21 protein-coding genes are annotated in these 20,201 nt (G+C 58.4%); 14 read left to right on the forward strand and 7 right to left on the reverse strand.

Annotation, left to right across the window (positions count from 1 at the left end; translation table 11 throughout):
* Window positions 1-44: 44 nt before the first annotated feature.
* Complete coding sequence (locus ACZ5FP_RS01765; RefSeq protein WP_464661781.1) at window positions 45-665, reverse strand: LemA family protein; 621 nt, start codon at window positions 663-665, stop codon at window positions 45-47.
* Here ACZ5FP_RS01765 and ACZ5FP_RS01770 point away from each other — a divergent pair.
* From ACZ5FP_RS01770 to ACZ5FP_RS01785, 4 genes are all read left to right on the forward strand, one after another.
* Window positions 625-1,065: a hypothetical protein gene (locus ACZ5FP_RS01770; protein WP_464661783.1), complete on the forward strand. Its 441-nt coding sequence runs from the start codon at window positions 625-627 to the stop codon at window positions 1,063-1,065. The genes ACZ5FP_RS01765 and ACZ5FP_RS01770 overlap by 41 nt on opposite strands.
* Window positions 1,066-1,112: 47 nt before the next feature.
* Window positions 1,113-1,997 (forward strand): pyridoxal kinase PdxY, encoded by an 885-nt coding sequence (pdxY, locus tag ACZ5FP_RS01775; protein WP_464661785.1) that lies wholly within the window; start codon window positions 1,113-1,115, stop codon window positions 1,995-1,997.
* A gap of 146 nt (window positions 1,998-2,143) precedes the next feature.
* Window positions 2,144-2,812 (forward strand): carbonic anhydrase, encoded by a 669-nt coding sequence (locus ACZ5FP_RS01780; protein WP_223613829.1) that lies wholly within the window; start codon window positions 2,144-2,146, stop codon window positions 2,810-2,812.
* Window positions 2,813-2,818: 6 nt separating this feature from the next.
* On the forward strand, window positions 2,819-3,229 hold the full coding sequence (locus tag ACZ5FP_RS01785; RefSeq protein ID WP_464661787.1) for a Cif family virulence factor: 411 nt from the start codon (window positions 2,819-2,821) through the stop codon (window positions 3,227-3,229).
* 58 nt (window positions 3,230-3,287) lie between these two features.
* Here the strand turns inward: ACZ5FP_RS01785 and ACZ5FP_RS01790 are convergent, their stop codons facing one another.
* Both ACZ5FP_RS01790 and ACZ5FP_RS01795 read right to left on the reverse strand, forming a co-directional pair.
* Window positions 3,288-4,109 (reverse strand): lytic murein transglycosylase, encoded by an 822-nt coding sequence (locus ACZ5FP_RS01790; protein ID WP_346305172.1) that lies wholly within the window; start codon window positions 4,107-4,109, stop codon window positions 3,288-3,290.
* A gap of 769 nt (window positions 4,110-4,878) precedes the next feature.
* On the reverse strand, window positions 4,879-5,373 hold the full coding sequence (locus ACZ5FP_RS01795; RefSeq protein WP_464661789.1) for a hypothetical protein: 495 nt from the start codon (window positions 5,371-5,373) through the stop codon (window positions 4,879-4,881).
* 390 nt (window positions 5,374-5,763) lie between these two features.
* Between ACZ5FP_RS01795 and ACZ5FP_RS01800 the strand changes: the two genes are divergently transcribed.
* From ACZ5FP_RS01800 to ACZ5FP_RS01820, 5 genes are all read left to right on the forward strand, one after another.
* A complete protein-coding gene (locus ACZ5FP_RS01800; RefSeq protein WP_464661791.1) occupies window positions 5,764-6,039 on the forward strand; it encodes a BrnA antitoxin family protein in 276 nt (91 codons plus the stop codon).
* A gap of 244 nt (window positions 6,040-6,283) precedes the next feature.
* On the forward strand, window positions 6,284-7,855 hold the full coding sequence (gene ffh, locus ACZ5FP_RS01805; protein ID WP_223613834.1) for a signal recognition particle protein: 1,572 nt from the start codon (window positions 6,284-6,286) through the stop codon (window positions 7,853-7,855).
* 2 nt (window positions 7,856-7,857) lie between these two features.
* The gene (locus ACZ5FP_RS01810) at window positions 7,858-8,166 is read left to right on the forward strand and encodes a chorismate mutase (protein WP_223613835.1); all 309 of its coding nucleotides are present in this window, start codon (window positions 7,858-7,860) and stop codon (window positions 8,164-8,166) included.
* An 18-nt stretch (window positions 8,167-8,184) separates the two neighbouring features.
* Window positions 8,185-8,625: a 30S ribosomal protein S16 gene (gene rpsP, locus ACZ5FP_RS01815; protein ID WP_464661793.1), complete on the forward strand. Its 441-nt coding sequence runs from the start codon at window positions 8,185-8,187 to the stop codon at window positions 8,623-8,625.
* Window positions 8,626-8,835: 210 nt separating this feature from the next.
* A complete protein-coding gene (locus ACZ5FP_RS01820) occupies window positions 8,836-10,011 on the forward strand; it encodes an acyltransferase family protein (RefSeq protein ID WP_464661795.1) in 1,176 nt (391 codons plus the stop codon).
* 29 nt (window positions 10,012-10,040) lie between these two features.
* Here the strand turns inward: ACZ5FP_RS01820 and ACZ5FP_RS01825 are convergent, their stop codons facing one another.
* Window positions 10,041-10,652, reverse strand: coding sequence for a TetR/AcrR family transcriptional regulator (locus tag ACZ5FP_RS01825; RefSeq protein ID WP_464661796.1), 612 nt, complete (start codon window positions 10,650-10,652; stop codon window positions 10,041-10,043).
* A gap of 99 nt (window positions 10,653-10,751) precedes the next feature.
* Between ACZ5FP_RS01825 and ACZ5FP_RS01830 the strand changes: the two genes are divergently transcribed.
* Complete coding sequence (locus ACZ5FP_RS01830) at window positions 10,752-11,492, forward strand: SDR family oxidoreductase (protein ID WP_464661798.1); 741 nt, start codon at window positions 10,752-10,754, stop codon at window positions 11,490-11,492.
* 39 nt (window positions 11,493-11,531) lie between these two features.
* Here ACZ5FP_RS01830 and ACZ5FP_RS01835 read toward each other — a convergent pair whose 3' ends face one another.
* A complete protein-coding gene (locus ACZ5FP_RS01835; protein WP_223613838.1) occupies window positions 11,532-11,924 on the reverse strand; it encodes a DUF983 domain-containing protein in 393 nt (130 codons plus the stop codon).
* A gap of 198 nt (window positions 11,925-12,122) precedes the next feature.
* Between ACZ5FP_RS01835 and ACZ5FP_RS01840 the strand changes: the two genes are divergently transcribed.
* Entirely contained in the window at window positions 12,123-13,508 is a 1,386-nt protein-coding gene (locus ACZ5FP_RS01840; protein WP_464661800.1) for an aminotransferase-like domain-containing protein, read from the forward strand.
* Here the strand turns inward: ACZ5FP_RS01840 and ACZ5FP_RS01845 are convergent.
* Together ACZ5FP_RS01845 and ACZ5FP_RS01850 are read right to left on the reverse strand one after the other, a co-directional pair.
* On the reverse strand, window positions 13,505-14,074 hold the full coding sequence (locus tag ACZ5FP_RS01845; protein WP_464661802.1) for a methylated-DNA--[protein]-cysteine S-methyltransferase: 570 nt from the start codon (window positions 14,072-14,074) through the stop codon (window positions 13,505-13,507). The genes ACZ5FP_RS01840 and ACZ5FP_RS01845 overlap by 4 nt on opposite strands.
* 28 nt (window positions 14,075-14,102) lie before the next feature.
* Complete coding sequence (locus ACZ5FP_RS01850) at window positions 14,103-14,909, reverse strand: DeoR/GlpR family DNA-binding transcription regulator (RefSeq protein ID WP_464661804.1); 807 nt, start codon at window positions 14,907-14,909, stop codon at window positions 14,103-14,105.
* 175 nt (window positions 14,910-15,084) lie between these two features.
* Between ACZ5FP_RS01850 and ACZ5FP_RS01855 the strand changes: the two genes are divergently transcribed.
* The 3 genes from ACZ5FP_RS01855 (at window position 15,085) to mgtE (ending at window position 20,088) form a co-directional block, all read left to right on the forward strand.
* Window positions 15,085-15,981 (forward strand): phosphotransferase, encoded by an 897-nt coding sequence (locus tag ACZ5FP_RS01855; RefSeq protein ID WP_464661806.1) that lies wholly within the window; start codon window positions 15,085-15,087, stop codon window positions 15,979-15,981.
* Window positions 15,978-18,419: a GcvT family protein gene (locus ACZ5FP_RS01860; RefSeq protein ID WP_464661808.1), complete on the forward strand. Its 2,442-nt coding sequence runs from the start codon at window positions 15,978-15,980 to the stop codon at window positions 18,417-18,419. The genes ACZ5FP_RS01855 and ACZ5FP_RS01860 overlap by 4 nt, the downstream gene beginning before the upstream one ends.
* Window positions 18,420-18,702: 283 nt before the next feature.
* Complete coding sequence (gene mgtE / locus ACZ5FP_RS01865; RefSeq protein WP_346305183.1) at window positions 18,703-20,088, forward strand: magnesium transporter; 1,386 nt, start codon at window positions 18,703-18,705, stop codon at window positions 20,086-20,088.
* Window positions 20,089-20,201: the final 113 nt, after the last annotated feature.

Below are 20,201 nucleotides of genomic sequence, written 5' to 3' on the forward strand. Positions count from 1 at the left end.
ATCGTATTGACCGCGCTTTGGCGCATGGTGCGCATTCTGAAAGCCTAGAATTTGACTTGAGGCGTCTGCTTGGCGGAATCGTCGATGGTGAAGGTTTGATAGGGCTGGCTGCCGGTGTACCAGATCCACGTCCAGATGATCGTCGGCATGGTTCTCAGCGAGGTGTTATAAACGCGCACCGCCTCGATGTAATCGCGGCGGGCAACGGCTATGCGGTTTTCCGTGCCTTCCAGCTGCGATTGCAATGCCAGGAAGTTCTGGTTGGATTTGAGGTCGGGATAGTTTTCGACAACCGCCAGAAGCCGCGACAGGGCACCGGTGAGATTGGCCTGATTGTCCTGGAAGGCCTTGAAGGCATTGGGGTCCTTCAGCGTATCGGGCGTCACCTGCACCGACGTCGCCTTGGCGCGTGCCTCGACCACGGATGTCAGCACGTCCTTTTCCTGAGCCGCATAACCTTTGACGGTTTCGACCAGATTCGGGATCAGGTCCGCGCGGCGCTGATACTGGTTGAGCACCTCGCTCCATGCGGCCTTGGCCTGCTCTTCATTGGTCGGAATCGTATTGAAGCCGCATGCGGAAAGCAGCGGCATGAGGATGGCAAGCGCCAGAACCGAAAAAACATTGCGTGGCAAAAGGCCGGACGACGACGCCATTTTCTGCATAAAACCCTCTCCTCAATACTCATTTTCCCGACCGGTTGGCCGTTTTGGAACGAAGCAGGCTGAGCGTAGCCATTTTTTGCTGCAAAAGGAACTGGCAAAGCGCTATGCTGCCTTGCAACAGGGATCAAGCGGAATCGCCATGGCTGCCAATGACAAAGAACGTCAGACTGTAACAGAATCGGCGCGGATTCTGGAACGCGTCAACCACGAGTCCAATGCCGGCAGCGGAACCGTGATCGACCGCACTGTTGCCAGAACCAAGGGGCATTTCGCCGCGCAAGATGCCGATGCCAGCGATCCGATAGAAATCTGGGGAACACGCATCGGCCGGTTTCTGGGATTGCTTGTCTTGCTCGCCATGTTTATCTGGTTGATCAGTTCTGTTACCGGCAAAAGCTGAGTCTGCGCACTCATTCCGCTTTTCCGAACTCCTTTACGAGTATTCCCATGACCGGTTCTGTTGCTCCCTCCTCCAATGCTGTCATCGTCATTTCAAGCCACGTGGTGCGCGGTTCCGTTGGCAACCGTGCGGCGGTGTTTGCGCTTGAGACTCTCGGACATCCGGTCTGGGCGGTACCCACGGTCGTCTTGCCATGGCATCCGGGGCACGGGCCAGCCAAGCGCATTGTGCCGGAACCCCAGCAGTTCGACGATCTGATCACCGATCTGGAGCGCGCGCCGTGGCTGGGCGAAGTGCGCGCCATCATGACCGGGTATCTCGGCAATGCCGCGCAGGCGGCATCCGTCGCCCGCCTCGTCAAGAAGGTCAAAAGCCAGAACAAGGATGTGCTTTACCTCTGCGATCCTGTGATCGGCGACACGAAAGGCCTTTATGTTCCCGAAGCCACGGCCATCGGCATTCGCGATGAACTGATGCCTCTCGCCGATATCTCCACGCCCAACCGTTTCGAATTGGCCTGGCTCGCCGGAGCCGACCTTCCCGACAACAAGTCGATCATGCAGGCGGCGCTGCATGCCGGTCCCGGCACGATGCTGGTAACCTCGGCCCATCCGATGCTGGCTGGCGGCACGGGAAATCTTCTGGTCACCCATTCCTTCGCCATGCTGGCGGAGCACCGCCTTGTCACCGGCCCAACGAACGGGCTCGGCGACCTGACGTCGGCACTCTTCCTGGCACGCATGCTGGCTGGCCTCGACCACGAGCAGATTTTGCAGCGGACCACCGCGTCGGTCTTTGAGATCATGGCGCGTTCGGCCAAGCGCGGCGCCGACGAATTGATGCTGGAAGCGGATGCTTCCAGCCTGTCCAGCCCGATGGCGATGATCCAGATGCGCCGCCTTACGCACCCGAGCAAAGGCATCCGGGCCTGACCTGCGCCGTTTCGACACGGGGCGTGGTTCCGCAATTCCGGTGACATGCCGTGAAATGGCCCTATTCTGGGGTCTCGCATTTCAGCATTGCGTCTACCGACACAAGACCAATTGATCTTCCCTTCAATCGGGATTAATGCACCATCATGACCATGCTTCCTGAGAGACTGCTCACCGGTTATCGCACCTTCATGGCGCAGCGTTATGCCAATGAAACCCTGCGCTACCGCCAGTTGGCCGAACAAGGCCAGACCCCTGAAACGCTGGTAATCGCCTGCTGCGACTCCCGCGCCGCCCCCGAAATCATTTTCGACACCAGCCCCGGCGAGATTTTCGTCATCCGCAATGTCGCCAATCTGGTGCCGCCCTATGAGCCTGACGGCGAGTACCACGCAACGTCGGCTGCGCTTGAATTTGCCGTGCAAAGCCTCAAGGTGAAAAATATCGTCGTTCTGGGACATGGCCGTTGCGGCGGCATCAAGGCGGCGCTCGATACGGAAAGCAAGCCGCTTTCGCCCGGTGACTTCATCGGCAAATGGATGAGCCTCGTGGCCCCCGCCGCCGAAGCGGTCGCCGCCAACGAGCTGATGACCCCGTTCGAACGCCAGACCGCGCTGGAGCGCATTTCCATCCGTTACTCCCTGCGGAACCTGCGCAGCTTTCCCTGTGTCGATATCCTGGAAAAGAAGGGACGCCTCACCCTGCATGGTGCCTGGTTCGATATCTCGACCGGCGAGCTTTGGGTGATGAACCCTGAAACCGGGGATTTCCTGCGCCCGGACCCTGAACTGGTCGACCTGCAGCCGGGACAGTAGTAGCCCATGCGGAAACTGGTGATCGCCGTCGTGCTGCTTTTCAGCCTCGTGGTGCCTTCGCTTGCCGAGGATGCACCGGAGATTCTCGTCGAGCGCTGGTACAAGGCGCTTGCAACGGTTGACCGGGCCGAATTCGCCGATCTGCTGACGGATGATGCAACAATTGTGCTGGAAGACCAGGAAGTCGAACTGAACAAAAGCGAATTCCTCGCTTCACTCACCGAATGGGAGAGTGCGGCAAAAGACACCAAGGTGAAGCATCGGCTTGAGGGGATGGAGAACGGCAGGATGACCATGCTCGTCTGCTACGAATTCCCCGAAAACACCACCTATACGCGTGAGATATTCAGCTTCCGCGATGGCAAGATCAGCGCCAGTGCCCAAGGCGCCATCGGCGAGACCTGTGAAGGCTTCTAAACAAAAGGCCGGTGCGAACACACCGGCCTCTTGAACGTGATGGAGCGGAAGAAAGGCTTTATTTGCCGTCGATCTGCGCACCCATGATCGCGATCGCCTGCTGGTAAACCGTGGCGGCATTCCAACCCTGAATCGCTGCGAAATTCGGTTCACCCTGCTGATAGCCGGCGCCCCGCTGCCAGCCATGACCAACCAGGAAATTTGCAGTGGATGCCAGGGCATCGGCCTTGGAGCGCACCATGTCGATGTGACCGCTGCTATCACCATCGACACCGTACTTCAGCACGTTGGCGGGCATGAACTGGGTCTGGCCGATTTCGCCGTGCAAAGCACCGCGCGCATCGGGTGCCAGATCACCGTGATCGATCAGCTTCAAAGCCGCATAAAGCTGCTGGCGGAAGTAGTCGCTGCGGCGGCAGTCATAGGCGAGCGTCGATACGGCGGACAGTGTGTGCTGGTCACCCATATAGGCGCCAAAGCCCGTTTCCATGCCCCAGATGGCAATGATCGGGCCGGCTGGCACGCCATAGCGCTTTTCGATGCTGGCAAAGAGCGCCGCATTCTGCGCCTTCTGCTTTTTGCCGCGCGACACGATCGTCTGACCGCCGCGAACCTGCAGGAACTTTTCGAGCGAGTACTTGAAGCTCTTCTGATTGCGATCCAGCGCGATCGTCTTCGTGGAATAGGTCACGTTGTTGAGCGCGTTGAGGCCTTTGCTGCCGATCCCTTGCGACTGGGCTTCCTGCTTGAACTGCTGAACCCATGCCGGAAATCCGGCGGAGTTGTTGCCGCACTGGGCGGCGGCCTGCGCCGCACCCGCAGTCAGAAAAACCGCTGCGGCGACTCCTGCAAAAAACCTGGCTTTGGCAACAAATGCCATGGAAATCTCCTTAAAAGTTGAATCTTCTTTGAACCTATCTGCCATTTTTCTGATCCGCTGTCATCTGGCAGAATCCGGCGACATTTGGCGAAACCGCGCCAATTCCGTTTATTTTGACCCGGTTTCGGGCTTTTGGCGCTTCTTGAAGGCATTTTGAAGACAGTGAGCAAGTCCGGAAACGCCAGACTTGTCACAACCTAGAATTGCTACATACAACCTGATTCGGCGGCCGGCTTTAGACGTATTGATAAGCAGCATCGCTCCGCCTTCATTGTAAAATGGCTGCAATTTTCCGGCCCAGCCATTTGCATTTTTGTATATACATTAATTACTGAGAGGAACGTCCATGCGCGTTATTTCGCTGCGCAGAGCGTCCCGGAAGGAGGCAAATGATTATGCCCGATAAGAAACAGGATACATCAAGCACTCACATTGCTTTCGATCCGAAAACTGGATTGGTAACAATGACCGTTTCACATCGGACTTATAAGCCGAAGACCCGTGAAGAAGCCATCGCAGCGGCAAAAGCCCGGAATTAGGTAGCAAAAACCACCAGATTTAAAATCCTGCATGCAGTAGCCTTGATCGAGAAGATCCGGAGATATTTCTTCGTGAGAAAGCATACGACACACAGTGAAGGACGCTCGATCCAGGTAACCGAGTTATTGATTTGATTGACAGCGTCGCAGACATAAATTGAGCGTTCGGTTCACAGAATCCGTACGTCGCATCTACGAGGCGAGGTCGCAATTCAAAGCGCTCGGCCGTGCTATTTTTGCCTACTCTTCATGTCGCCGAAAACCTTCTTGATGTCAGCCATTTGTTCATCCGCCAATTTGTCGACTCCCTCGGAGATGAATCTGGTAATATCCAGATTGAGCTTTTCCGTGAATCTGATACCGGATTCCTTGAAGGCATCTTGGCCACAATCGGCGTTGAGGGCTGCCACCGAACTGTAGGCAGGGCCGATAGATTCAACATAAGAAGCAGTGGCAACGGTGACATCAGCCCGCCTGCTTACCAAATCGATGTTCATCTTTCCGATCCTGCTGGAATAACGTGCCGATGCCATGAGTTGGGTTGCCCTATCCAAGGAAAACTTCGCCCGTTTATATTCCTTGATCGCGCTCTCAAGCCTCTTGATGAGGTCGCTGCAAACAGGCGCAACCGTCGGCGCGCTCGGATCAGTGTTTTGAGCCAGCGCGCTCGACAACGTTGAAACAAGCGCCATCGTCAAAACGACGGCAGGGCTGAGTTTCCTCATTCAACCTTTCCTTAGCTGCGCAAGCAATCCATATGATAGCATCATTCATCCGGAACCCAAGATGGGTGATGTCAGGCAAGCTTTACGCCTGTCCACTTGTTCATTGGAGAGATGTTCAACGGAGGAAGAACTGTTCGCTACAGGTAGGCACGGAAGAACTCGAACTCGGCTAGAGTAACCAAAGTTTTTCTTAATACCGATTTTCTCGAAGCTGGAAGATCGACTGCAAGGATGTCGAACGCAGGCATGGGTCTACCAACTCGGAACGTTCGGAACGGCCCGCAAGGAACTAAAAGCTTTGGTTTCGAACCCTTGAGAAGAGACTCAGGAGTTAATAACGAACGGGCTATTCCTAGCTATATCAGGCGGTTAATAGGCCATTGGTGGTCTTTGCTACCCAATTCAGCAAAAGCCTGTGCCGAGTCTATCACTCCCGAAGAAGATGCCGCGCTGACCAAGGCTGCGCTGGCGGACCCGGATACGGTGCTCATTACCGAATTGAGCAGGCGCAAGCCCGGCAGGCCGGTCGCGGATATCACCAAGACACCGGTTTCCATCCGTCTCAGCCCCGATGTGCTCGATTATTTCCGTTCCGGCGGCCCTGGCTGGCAGAGCCGCATCGACGATGCCCTGCGTGAAGCCGCAGGATTGAAAAAGCGCGCCTAATGCCCTTGTCTTGACTTTGAGCCGCATTTCCTGTTTAAGCCGCCCATCAATCCGCGACGAGTTCCAAACTCCGAGCAGCCGACCGGGACCCCGCAAGGGTTCGACGATCCCGGAGGTCAACACCCGACAGCGCGATGCGCCCTCGGGTGCAATTTTGCTTTGAGCCACATTTTAACTATGGGCTTTGGCGCGGAGGATGCTTACCTCTCGGGGAAACGGTTCCCGGAAGGATAAAGGAAAACGGATGTTTGAGAGCTTACAGGAACGACTAGGTTCGATTTTGAATGGCCTGACCGGCCGTGGCGCGTTGTCGGATGCCGACGTCGCGGCGGCTTTGCGCGAAGTGCGCCGGGCCCTCATCGAAGCTGACGTTGCCCTCGATGTTGTTCGCTCATTCACGGACAAGGTTCGCGCCAAGGCGGTTGGTGCCGAAGTCCTGAAAAGTATCAAGCCGGGCCAGATGGTCGTCAAGATCGTCCATGACGAACTCGTCGACATGCTCGGCGCCGAAGGCGTCACCATCGATCTGAATGCCCCGGCGCCCGTCGTCATCATGATGGTCGGCCTGCAGGGCTCCGGTAAAACCACAACCACCGGCAAGATCGGCAAGCGCCTGACCGAACGGTCGAAGAAAAAGGTGCTGCTGGCGTCGCTCGACACGCGCCGTCCGGCCGCCCAGGAACAGTTGCGCCAGCTCGGCGTGCAGACCGGCGTCGACACGCTGCCGATCATCGCCGGCCAGACACCGGTCGAGATCGCCGCACGCGCCGTGCAGGCTGCCAAGCTCGGCGGCCATGACGTCGTCATTCTCGATACTGCGGGCCGCACGCATATTGACGAGCCTCTGATGGTCGAAATGGCCGACATCAGGAAAAAGGCCAATCCGCACGAAATCCTGCTCGTCGCCGATGCGCTGACCGGTCAGGACGCCGTCAACCTCGCCCGCTCCTTTGACGAGCGCGTCGGCATCACCGGTCTCGTCCTGACACGCATGGACGGCGACGGCCGCGGCGGTGCCGCGCTTTCGATGCGCGCCGTCACCGGCAAGCCGATCAAGCTGATCGCCACCGGCGAAAAGATGGATGCGCTGGAGGAATTCTACCCCCGCCGTATCGCCGACCGCATTCTCGGCATGGGCGACATCGTTTCGCTGGTCGAGAAGGCAGCCGAAAACATCGACGCGGAAAAAGCCGCGGCGATGGCCAAGAAGATGCAGTCCGGCAAGTTCGATCTTAACGATCTGGCAGACCAGATCGGCCAGATGCAGAAGCTTGGCGGCATGGGCGGTATCATGGGTATGATGCCCGGCATGGGCAAGATGAAGGATCAGATGGCAGCAGCCGGCCTCGATGATTCCATCTTCAAGCGCCAGCTCGCGATCATTTCCTCCATGACTGCGGCCGAGCGCACCAATCCGGATTTGCTCAAACATTCGCGCAAGCAGCGCATCGCCAAGGGCTCCGGCACCAATGCCGCTGACATCAACAAGCTTCTCAAAATGCACCGCCAGATGGCGGATATGATGAAGGCGATGGGCGGCAAGGGCAAAGGCGGCATCATGAAACAGATGATGGGCGGCCTTGGTGCCAAGATGGGTCTCGGCGGCATGGGTGGTATGGGCGGCATGCCTGACCTCTCGAAGATGGATCCGAAACAGCTTGAGGCCTTGCAGAAGCAGGCGGAAGCCGCAGGCTTCGGCAAGGGTGGTGGTCTTCCCGGTCTTCCGGGTGGCCTCGGTGGTGGTTTGGGCGGCGGCCTCCCGCGCTTGCCCGGCCTTGGTGGCGGGCTTCCCGGCCTGCCGAAGAAGAAGGGATAATCATGACGTCTTCCTCTCTGCCAAAAGAATTGCTCGAACTGCGTGCCTCCATCGACAATATCGATGCGGCGCTGATCCACATGCTGGCGGAACGTTTCCGCTGCACCAAAGCCGTGGGTGTGCTGAAGGCCAAAAACGGTCTCGCAGCCGCTGATCCCGCGCGCGAAAAACAACAGGTCGAACGTCTGCGCGCCCTCGCCCAGTCGGCCGACCTCGACCCGGATTTTGCCGAGAAGTTTCTCAACTTCATCGTCAAGGAAGTGATCAGACATCACGAAACAACTGCGGCCAAAGAAAACGCCGCGAACTAACCAACAGGAGAATACCCCATGTCACTGAAAATCCGCCTGGCACGTGCCGGCTCCAAGAAGCGCCCTTACTACCACATCGTCATTGCTGACGTTCGTGCCCCACGCGATGGCCGCTTCATCGAAACGGTTGGCGCATGGAACCCGATGCTTCCCAAGGACGGCGATCGCGTCAAGCTCGACGCTGACCGCATCCAGCATTGGATCGGCCACGGCGCGCAGCCAACCGACCGCGTTCTGCGCTTCCTCGATCAGGCTGGCATTGCCAAGCGCGACACGCGCAGCAACCCTGAAAAGGGTCTTCCGGGCAAGAAGGCTCAGGAACGCGTTGCCATGGCCAAGCAGGCCGAAGAAGACGCGAAGGCAAAGATTGCCGCTGAAGCTGAAGCTGCAAAGGCCGCTGAAGAAGCCGCCAAGGCCGCTGCCGAAGCACCGGCTGAAGAAGTTGCTGCCAGCGAGTAAGCTTTACTGCATCGCCGAGACTGCAAAACGGGTGGCTCACGGCCGCCCGTTTTTGTTTTTGCTCTTGCAAATAAAGAACACGACTTTAAAAAACAGCGAGCGCCCGATACATCATTTACTCACCTCTTTGCCGTTTAACGGCAATCATCTCTCACGCATCACAACAAGCCACCACAGGGTGCTTGGATCAAGTATCACGCGGGTACATTCATGACCGTATATTCGATTTGGCCAACATTCGTGTGCCTCGCCCTACTGATGCTTTTGACATATCTTCCGGGCTTTGATCGGGCCGGCTTCAAATCGACGGCGGTTCGTGTGAATGCCATTGACGGTGTCCGCGGGTTTCTCGCGCTGGGAGTGGCGATCCACCATTCCGTAATTTACTATCAGTTCATCCGGTCGGGTGTATGGCAGGTTCCTCCCTCACGATTCTACACGCTTATCGGACAGGTCAGTGTTGCATGTTTTTTCATGATAACCGGCTATTTATTCTGGGCGAAAATTGTCCGCTCAAAGGGACGCCTGGACTTTGCCGAGCTGATGAAGGGCAGATTTTTCAGACTTGCGCCCGTTTATTGCCTGGCAGTTTCTCTCGCTGTCGCAATTATCTTTTGGAAGTCCGGCGGCGTCCTGAAGATACCGCTGTCGCAATACCTTCTTCAGATCATCCAAAACATGGCCATCGGAATCTTTCCGTTCACCGGGATGAACAATGAGCCAAGTTCAGCAACAATTTTGGCAGGCGTTACGTGGACGCTGCAATATGAATGGCAGTTCTATTTTGCTTTGCCTGCTCTAGCCATCTTCTCCAGACAGGCGCACACCCACCTGCCTTTTGCGATCGTGACATTGTTGACGGCACTGGTTCTCGTTCTCATGAGCGGCAGTTCAACCCTGGTCTTTTACGTTTTCTTTGCCTGTGGAATGGTCAGCGCTTCGCTTGAGGTCTCCGGTTATCTGCTCAAATTGCCAAAGTTTGTCTTATCCGTCCTGTGCACCGTATGCCTGATTGCCATTATATTGCTTTACGGCAGCGCTTACCGGCCGGAGGTAGCGTTGCTTCTCGGCCTCGCATTTTATTTTCTGATCAGCGGCGCGGATTTATTCGGATTCCTCATTGCAAAGCCTTGCATCAGGCTCGGCGAAATCAGCTATGCGGTTTACATGATGCAGGGGCTGGTTCTGTATGCGCTGTTTGCCGTCCAGCCCTTCCGCGATTTTGCGATGGCGTCTGACCTCAACTTTTGGATTGCCATCCTCGGTGTTCTTGTCAGCCTGGTACTTTGGGCCCTGGCCGTTCATTTGTTTGTCGAACGCCCCGGCGTAGAATTGGGACGAGGAGAACACGAAGGGCATCACAATCCCGCATCCGCGCCCGTCTAAATCCTGACGAAGGCCGGTCTTCGATCATTCTATCCCGGGGTTGACGTCAGCCCCTCCCAGGCTGCCATAGCCGCATGTGCGGTTTTCACCAGCTGATCCAGCGTTGCCCCGTCGCGAGCGGTGATCGACATCCCATGCTGTACGGTGGCGTAGAACTCGGCGATCTGCTGCAGATCGGCCTTTGCGGAAAGCTCACCGTCGCGCACCCCGCGTTCCAACCGCTCGCGCAAAAGCATCACATTCTCGAGGCGGCGCTCGCGCAAGAGAGAACACGGTGTGTCCGCACCCTCCTCACCGTGCAACGCTCCCAACACGACCATGCATCCATGCGGCTGGCCGGGATGCGTGTGGGAAATTGCGGTTTGCTTGAGAAAATCGGCAATACCTTCCTTTGCCGTCGCCGCTGTCGGCAAAGCGTTCTTGATACGCCGCCCCACCTGATCCGTGTAAAGTTCCACCGCCGCCCTGAACAGGCCAGCCTTGCTGCCGAAAGCCGCGTAAAGGCTTGGTGCATTGATCTGCATGGCCTCCGTCAGATCACTCATGGAAGCGCTGTCATAGCCTTTCTGCCAGAAAACACGCATCGCGCGTTCCAGTGCGGCATCACGGTCAAAGGCGCGGGGCCGGCCCTTCGGCAACATGGCAATCTCCTTTTGTAACAATCAATACATAAATCGCTTGACGCTTCGGTGCAAGAGTGGCAGTTATTTATGTATCAATCATTACATAAAGGAAAATCGATGCCTCGCCTCTCTCCTAAAGTTGCTTTCATCACCGGCGGAAGCCGCGGTATCGGCGCAGCCATTGCCCTTAAACTGGCCGAAGACGGTGCCGATATCGCCATCACCTACACCAGCGCCCCGGACAAGGCGGATGCGACGGTCAAGGCCATCGAGACGCTTGGACGCCGGGCAATCGCCATCAAGGCGGACAATCTCGATGCGAAGGCTGTCGGGAGTGCGGTGCATGAAGCCCACGCCAGACTTGGGCGGCTGGACATTCTTGTGAACAGCGCCGGGGTCTATACGATGGACACCGTCGATAAACTGGAACTGGAAGAGTTCGACCGGGTAATGTCGATTCATGTCCGCGCGAGTTTTGTGGCGGCAAAGGCAGCTGCAGCATTCATGCCTGCTGGCGGACGCATCATCAGCATCGGCAGCAACCTGGCGGAAATCGTTCCCTTCCCGGGCCTGATTGCCTATTCGACCAGCAAGGCTGCTCTGATCGGCCTGACCAAGGCACTGGCGCGCGATCTCGGGCCGCGGGAGATTACCGCCAACATCGTCCATCCCGGCTCGACGGATACCGATATGAATCCTGCCGATGGCGATCATGCCGAAGGCCAGCGCGCCCGTATGGCCATTCCGCGCTTCGGCGAAGCCAGGGACATCGCTGGTCTGGTGGCATTTCTTGCCGGTGAGGAAGGCCGTTTCATCAACGGCACGTCGCTGACGATCGACGGCGGCGCCAACACGTGATCGACGGGACCGGCCCCGGCCTTATTGCCTGGGCCGTTCTTACTGCTCGCCCTTGCGCACCAGGCGGCCTTCTTCGGCCTTGTGGAAGAATTGCGAACACACCAGCCAGCCCTTCAGCGGCCGCAGCAGGATAAGGCTGCCGAACAGGGTCAGGGGCAGTGTGGTGAACAGATGCACCCAGATTGAGACTTCGTAGGTCGTCTGCAGCCAGAGCGCGAACAGCATGGCTGGAACAGCCACGATGGTCATGGCAAAGAACGCCGGACCGTCTGCCGGATCGGCAAAGGCATAGTCGAGTCCGCAAACCTCGCAGGAGGGAGCAAGCTTGAGAAATCCGTGGAACAGCCGCCCCTGTTGACATTGCGGACAGCGGCCGAGAATACCGGTCTTCATCGGATTGTCGGTCGGGTGGTAATGGCCTGTCTGTGACATGGCTGATGCCTTTCGAGTGAAGCCTTATTGTATGCTATTTTTTATAAATATACATACAATCAGCATACTATCTGAAAGAAATATACGGATTGTATGCGAATAAACAAGCATGACGCTTTGTCACACGGAAGATTTGTCCTTGTTCTAATGACAGATCATGGGTAATTGTATGGCTCAAGCCCATACAAAGAGTCCATCATGACCACCTGGAAACCCCGTATCGCCGCCAGTTCCCGCTACAAGCATCAGGGGATTGTCGATGCGCTGGTCGCAGACATTGGTTCCGGCATTCTCAAACCCGGCGATGCGCTGCCGCCGCAGCGCGCGATTGCAAAAGAGCTTGGCATCGATCTGACCACTGTCACACGGGCAATGACCGAAGCGCGCCGCCTAGACCTCATTGAAGCGAAAGTCGGGTCAGGCACGATCATAAAGGGTGCCCTGACACCGCCGGTCCAGGGCATGGCGTCGCTTCTGACGGATCTCGACCTCACCATGATCATTCCGCCGCAGCCCCCGGAAGCGGATCTCCACAGTCACTTGATCCACGGTATCAATCATCTACTCAACGGCGCTTCAAGCCATTTTCTCAGCTACCAGGAAAGCACCGGGACGGAAGCGGCGCGGGCCGCCGGGACCAAATGGCTGGCGCCGCGTTTCGGCGCAGCCCCGGCGGTCGACAGGCTGCTGGTCGCAGGCGGAGCCCAAAGCGCACTCTTTGCCATTTGCAGTCTTCTGGCCGGGCGTGGCTCCATCTGCGCAGGAACCCTCACCTATCCCGGCCTGAAATCCGTGTGTTCGGCGCTCAATATTCCCCTGCACCCGCTCGCCATGGACAGGAACGGTATCATTCCCGATGTGTTCGAGAGTTGCTGCAGAACCCTGAAGCCGAAAGCGATCTACCTCTGCCCGTCCATCGACAATCCGACGACAGTGACAATGCCGCTTTCACGCCGGCAGATAATCGTCAGCATTGCCCAGCGCAATGACGTGATGATCATCGAGGATGACCCTTATGCGGAACTTCTCGACGCATCGCTGCCGGCCATCGCCTCGATAGCGCCCGACATCACCTGGCACATCGCCACGCTGTCGAAATGTGTCACGCCGGCGTTGCGTGTCGCCTATGTGGTCTGCCCTTCCGCGCTGGATGTGCTGAAACTCGCGTCCAGCCTGCGCGCCAGCAACCCCACCGCATCGCCGCTGCTGATGGCCATCGCCACCGCCTGGATCAACGACGGCAGCCTTTACGGGATCGCCGCGGCCATTCGTGAGGAAAGCAGCGCCCGGCAGGCAATCGCACGGAAAGTGCTGAAGGACTGGCATTTTGCCGCCCATCCCGCCGGGCATCACCTGTGGCTCGATGTGCCGGTTCAGTGGAGTGCCGCGGAATTCTCCGCATTGGCCCGCCGGTCCGGCATTGGCATCGTCCCCGCTTCGGCCTTCAGCATAGCACCCACCCACCCCGAAGCGGTGCGGTTGTCACTGGGTGCGGCGCCGAACAGGCCGAGGCTGGAGCAGGCACTGGTCCTGCTCGACCGGCTGCTGCACGAGCCGCGTTTCGCAACCGGAATCCTTGTTTAAAGAAAGCTTCCCTGCGCCGTGATCGGGTGAAACACCGGTTGTCCGGATGTCTGGGCCGCAATCCGATGTTCGAGATCGAGAAGGAAACGTTTGCGCGGCTGGCCGCCGCCATAGCCGGTCAGCGATCCGTCCGCGCCAATGATCCGGTGACAGGGAACGACAACGGCGATGCGGTTCTGCCCGTTCGCTCCTCCCACAGCCCGGCTCGAATTCGGCCTGCCAAGCGCCTGCGCCATGCCGCCATAGGTCCGCGTTTCGCCGTAGGGAATGGCGAGAAGCATCGACCATATCGTACGCTGAAACGGTGTGGCAGGCAGAAACAGCGGCGTCTCGAACCGCGTGACCACGCCGTTGAAATAGGCGGTCATTTCCCTGTCGATCTGATCGAGATAGCGATGCTCGCCCGGTATGATCGTGTAGCGATAGCGCTGCTCCAGCTCGTTGAGCTCCGCGGGCAGCGCCGGCCGGTCGGCGAATTCCAGCAGAGACAGCCCCTCGTCATTCGCCGTGGCGATCATGGGGCCGATGGGTGTCTGTATATGCCTGTAGCGCAGGGTCTTTGTCACGATCCTCTCCCGACTCACCCGCGTGATTTTATCCGCCCGCGACTTGACCGCCACCCGTTTCTTGCCGAGCGCCGTCACCGACGATGCTGACCTTGGCTCCGGCCCGGCCAAGCGCTTGCAGAATATCGGCAGGAGGGGATGAATCCGTCACCAACTCGTCGAAACCGGTGAAATCGCAGACCTGAACAAGACCATGCCGGCCGAACTTGGAAGCGTCGGTTACCACAACCGAACGTCCGCCGCGCGACAGGACCATGCGCGCGAACTCGGCCTCTTCCAGATTATAGTCCATCAACCCGTGCGTCGCGTCGATGGCGCCGATGGAGATGATCGCATGGGCAACGTTGAACCGGCTGACAAAGTCAATGGCAAAAGCACCGAACGCCGCTCCGTTGTCGCTGCGCAATTCGCCTCCCGCCATGAACACCTTGTTGCCGTTGACGGTCGCCAGCGTCCGGGCAATGTCGGATGAATTGGTCACGACTGTCAGGTTACGGTGGTGCAGGAGTTCGCGCGCCAGAAAGCTGGTGGTCGTCCCCGTATCGAGCATGATCGAATCTCCGCTGCGGATCGTGCCCGCCACATACCGGGCAATTGCCCGTTTGGCGCTGGCGTTCTCCCGCATGCGCCGCTCGAACGGTGCTTCCCCCAGATGCTGCGGCAATCCCACGGCGCCGTGGGTGCGCACGATCACCCCTTCATCCGTCAGGGGTTTGACGTCGCGCCGGATCGTTTCAAGCGAGACACCCAGTCTTTGTGCGAGATCCGCAATCGAGATTGTGCCCTCGTCCTGCAGCACTCTGGCAATCTCGCCACGCCGTTTGGAACTCATCAAACACCTCTTCAATCCCGCAATTTCACGCGCTTTCCGATATTAATACCACATAAATTCTATAAAACAGTCATAAAAACCACAAAATCTCACAAATCTGGATTGACAACGCCAGACATGCGGATGAGATTTGCTGCAGTGAGCGCCCAATCCGGGCCCTTGTTTTCTGGATTGCCCCATGCCGCAGACCCAGACCAGTGAAGCTCGAATTGCTGCCTTGCCGCTTTGGCATGGCAACATCCGCATATCGATGCTCAAGGGCGGGATCAGCAATGAGAGCTATGTCGTCGAGGATGACACCCGCAAATATGTGGTGCGCTTCGGCAAGGATTATCCCTTTCACCATGTCTTCCGCGACCGCGAAGCGATGACGGCAAAGGCGGCCCATCGCGCCGGTTTCGCGCCGGAACTGTTTCATGCGGATGACGGCATCATGGTATCGGCGTTTCTCGGGGCGAAAACCTACGATTCCCAGGACGTGCGCACCAACATTGTGGGTGTTGCAGAGCTGATCCGGCGGTTTCACACGGCAATGCCCGAGCATGTCACCGGCCCCGGCTTCATGTTCTGGGTGTTCCACGTGATCCGCGATTATGCTCGCACCCTGAAGGACGGCAGGAGCCGCATGGCCGGCCACCTGGACGGCTACCTCGCCATAGCCACGGAGATGGAGGCGGTACAGATGCCCTTGCCGATCATCTTCAGCCACAATGACCTTTTGCCCGCCAATATCCTCGGTGACGGCAAACGCCTCTGGCTGATTGACTTCGAATATGCCGGATTTTCCACGGCCATGTTCGATCTCGCCGGCATCGCTTCCAATGCGGGCCTGAGCGATGATGAATCGGACGTGCTTCTCACTGCCTATTTCGGGGCTGCGCCGGATTACGCGCTGAAACGCGCCCATGCCGCCATGCAATGCGCCTCGCTGCTGCGCGAGGCGATGTGGGCGATGGTATCGGAATTGTATCTCAACGCACCTGGCGTCGATTACGTCGCCTATACCCACGAAAATCTGGAGCGGCTGGATCAGGCGCTCGACCTGTTTCGAACCACCTATGGAAACAAATCATGACCCTGCCCAGTCACGCCCAGATCGTCGTCATCGGCGGCGGCATCATCGGCTGCTCCACCGCCTATCATCTCGCCAAAGATCACAAGGCCGATGTCGTTCTGCTCGAACAGGGGCAACTCACATCAGGCTCCACCTGGCACGCGGCGGGCCTGGTCGGTCAGTTGCGCTCCTCCGCATCGATCACGCGCGTCCTGAAATACTCCGTCGATCTCTATAAGCGTCTCGACGAAGAAACCGGTCTGGCAACGGGCTGGAAAATGACCGGCTGCCTGCGCCTTGCCACCAATCCGGACCGGTGGACCGAGTTCCGCCGGCTGGCGACGACCGCCGGCAGCTTCGGCATGGAGATGCACCTGCTTTCGCCTGGGGAGGTCAAGGCCATGTGGCCGTTGATGCGGGTCGACGATCTGGTGGGCGCAAGCTGGCTGCCGACAGACGGGCAGGCAAGCCCGTCCGACATCACCCAGTCGCTGGCGCGGGGCGCCCGCATGAACGGCGCGAAACTCATCGAAAACATCCGCGTGACCGGATTCGAGATGGACGGCGAGCGCATCGTCAAGGTCAAGACGGACCAGGGTGACATCGCCTGTGAAAAGGTCGTCAATTGTGCCGGCCAATGGGCACGCCAGGTCGGGGCGATGGCAGGGATCAATGTGCCGCTGCAGCCCGTCAAGCACCAGTACATCATCACGGAAAAGATCGATGGCCTGTCCTCAAACGCGCCGACAATCCGCGATCCCGATCGGCGCACCTATTTCAAGGAGGAGGTGGGTGGGCTGGTCATGGGCGGTTATGAGCCCAATCCGCAGGGCTGGGTGACCGGCGATGTGCCGGAGGACTGGCAGTTCCGGCTGTTCGACGACGATTTCGATCATTTCGAGCAGCATATGCTGCAGGCCATCGAACGCATTCCGGCGCTCGAAACCGTCGGCGTCAAACAGATGATCAATGGCCCTGAGAGTTTCACGCCGGACGGCAATTTCATCCTTGGCCGGGCTCCGGAATGCTCCAACATGTTTGTCGGCGCAGGCTTCAACGCCTTCGGCATCGCCTCGGGCGGCGGTGCCGGCTGGGTCCTCGCGCAATGGGTCATCGATGGCGAAGCGCCTCTCGATCTGTGGACCGTCGACATCAGGCGCTTTTCCAATCTGCATCGCGACCGTGAATGGGTCCGGGACCGCACGCTGGAGGCCTATGGCAAGCATTACACGATCGGCTTTCCGCACGAGGAATATACGTCCGGGCGGCCAGCCATCGTCTCGCCGCTCTACAAGCGCCTGCAGGAGCGTGGCGCGGTCTTTGGTTCAAAGCTAGGATGGGAGCGGCCCAACTGGTTTGCCCCGGCAGGAACAGAGCCCGTTGATGTCTATTCCATGGGCCGGCAGAACTGGTTTGACCAGGTCGGCAGGGAACATGCGCTGGTGCGTGAAAACGTCGGCATTTTCGACCAGTCGTCATTTGCCAAATATGAACTGACGGGCAAGGACGCGTTAAAGGCACTGGACTACATCTGCGCCAATGATGTCGCCAAGCCTGCCGGGCGCCTGACCTATACACAGCTTCTCAACACGCGCGGCGGCATTGAGTGCGATCTCACGGTCGCGCGGCTTGCCGAAGACAAGTTCTATATCGTCACCGGCACCGGTTTCCGCACCCATGACTTTGCCTGGATCAGGGAGCATATCGGCGAAGGGCTGGAGGCGCGTCTCACCGATATCACCGAGCATTTCGGCACGCTTTCCCTGATGGGGCCAAAGGCGCGGGATGTTCTCTCCCGTGTCACAGATACCGATGTCGGCAACAGCGCCTTCCCCTTCGGTCACGTCAGGGAAATCACCATTGCCGGAGCAACGGTCCGCGCCCTGCGTGTCACCTATGTCGGCGAACTCGGCTGGGAACTGCACATCCCGATTGCCGCGACCGGTGCCGTCTTCGATGCCCTGATGCAGGCCGGTGCCGATTTCGGTATCAAGCCGGTCGGATACCGGGCATTGGAATCCCTGCGGCTGGAAAAGGGTTACCGTGCCTGGGGTGCCGACATCACGCCCAATGACTCGCCTTTCGAGGCGGGACTGGGCTGGGCAGTCAAATTGCGCAAGGATACGGAATTTCTCGGCCGGAAGGCCAGCGAGACCATTCAGGCAGCACCACTCAAAAAGCGCTTCGTCGGCTTTACCGTCGCGAGCGAGGACGTGGTTCTCCTCGGGCGCGAAACAGTCCTGCGCAACGGCGAGGCGGTCGGGTACCTGACCAGCGGCGGCTTTGGCTATACGCTCGGCAAGCCCATCGGCTTCGGCTATGTGCGCCATGCCGAGGGTGTCACGGATGACTTTCTGACCGGGGGAACCTATGAACTTGTCGTCGCCAATGAGCGCTTTCCCGCCGCGATCCATCTCGAGCCGCTCTATGATCCGCGCAACGCAAAAGTGAAGGCGTGAAGCGTCCGGCGCCCCGTCAGACAAGCCCGCTGAAACAGTAGCAAATCAACGCCCTGCGGCATAATTTCCGGGGGGTTGACTTTCCCCGTAGAGGGGACCAAATGGCAGCACGCAGCTGATATATTTTCAGCCGCGTATCACCAAACCGGAGTCTATCTCTTATGCCCAGCGACGACAGTTACAGTCGATTGTTTGCGCCGTCATCGGCGATCGTGGCCTGATTTCAAGAGATCAGCTCGCCCCGATCAGCCATGACGGCGGATCGACGGAAAGGCGAGCTAAAATGAACGACCTTCGCTTAAACCAGGATGCAGCCAATGCTGATTTGGCAACGGCATCCAATGTGGCTGAACAGCTTGCGTCCATGCAGGCTGCTGATGCTGTCGAATTGCTCAATGAGCTCGATGTCGAGGATGCAGTCGGCATTCTGGCAGAAATGCCGCGGGATCACGCGGTTCTGATTCTGGATCAGCCGGAACTCCATTCGTCCGCCGAGATTATCACCGCGCTTCCCCCCGTCATTGCGCGGGAATTGCTCGATGCCATGTCGGCAGACCGCGTGACGGATATTTTCCAGCAGTTCGACGACGAAACCCGCATTCGTCTTGCCGCCAGCCTCGGCCAGGAAACCAAGGCAGCACTGCGCAAACTCCTGCATTATCCGCCCCATACGGCGGGCAGCCTGATGACGACGGAATTCGTCAGCGTTCCCGCCAACTGGAGCGTCGCTGCAACGCTTCAGCACATTCGTGAGGTGGAACGCTCGCGCGAAACGATCTACGCGATCTATGTGACCGATCCGAAGACCAAGGGTCTGCGGCGCGCCGTCGCCTTGCGCCGCCTGATCACCAGTGAACCGAACGACTCCATCATGAGCGTCGGCCGCGACGTGGCACCGGTCACGGTTGGCCCGCTCACCGATCAGGAAGACGTAGCCCGGCTGTTCCGCAAGCACGATCTGCTCGCCGTTCCCGTGGTGAATGACGACAATCACATCATCGGCATCGTAACCGTCGATGATGTGATCGACGCCATGACCCAGGAAATGACCGAGGATACCCTGAAATTCGGTGGTATGGAGGCGCTCAACAAGCCCTACATGCAGATCGGGTTCGTCCAGATGCTGCGCAAGCGCGCCGGCTGGCTCGGCGTGCTGTTTCTCAGCGAAATGCTGACGGCCAGCGCCATGCAGTATTTCGAGGGCGAACTGGAAAAGGCCGTGGTTCTCACCCTGTTCATTCCTTTGATCATGAGTTCGGGCGGCAATTCCGGCTCCCAGGCCACATCCCTGCTGATCCGTGCCTTGGCATTGCAGGAACTGCGTCTGAAGGATTGGTGGCGCGTTGCGCTGCGGGAACTGCCGACCGGCCTGGCGCTTGGGTCTTTCCTCGGCCTGATCGGCGTTATCCGCATCACCACATGGCAGATGGCCGGCCTTTACAATTACGGCCCGCACTGGATGCTGATTGCAGCGACCGTTGGCGCCGCCCTGATCGGCATCGTGACCTTCGGTTCGCTTGTCGGCTCCATGCTGCCCTTCATCCTGCAGAAGATCGGGTTCGACCCTGCCAGTGCCTCTGCACCCTTCGTGGCCACGCTGGTCGATGTGACCGGGCTGGTGATCTATTTCTCGATTGCGCTGGTCTTTCTTTCCGGCACCCTTCTTTGACCAATCGCGCGGCAAATTCCCGGATTTGCCGCGCGCGGGACCGCCCGAGAACCGTTACATCCGCATAGCTGTAATGCAGACAGCGGCCATCCAAACGCGCATCCCCCCTTTCG

The sequence above is a fragment of the Phyllobacterium sp. T2-21 genome, from assembly GCF_055378485.1.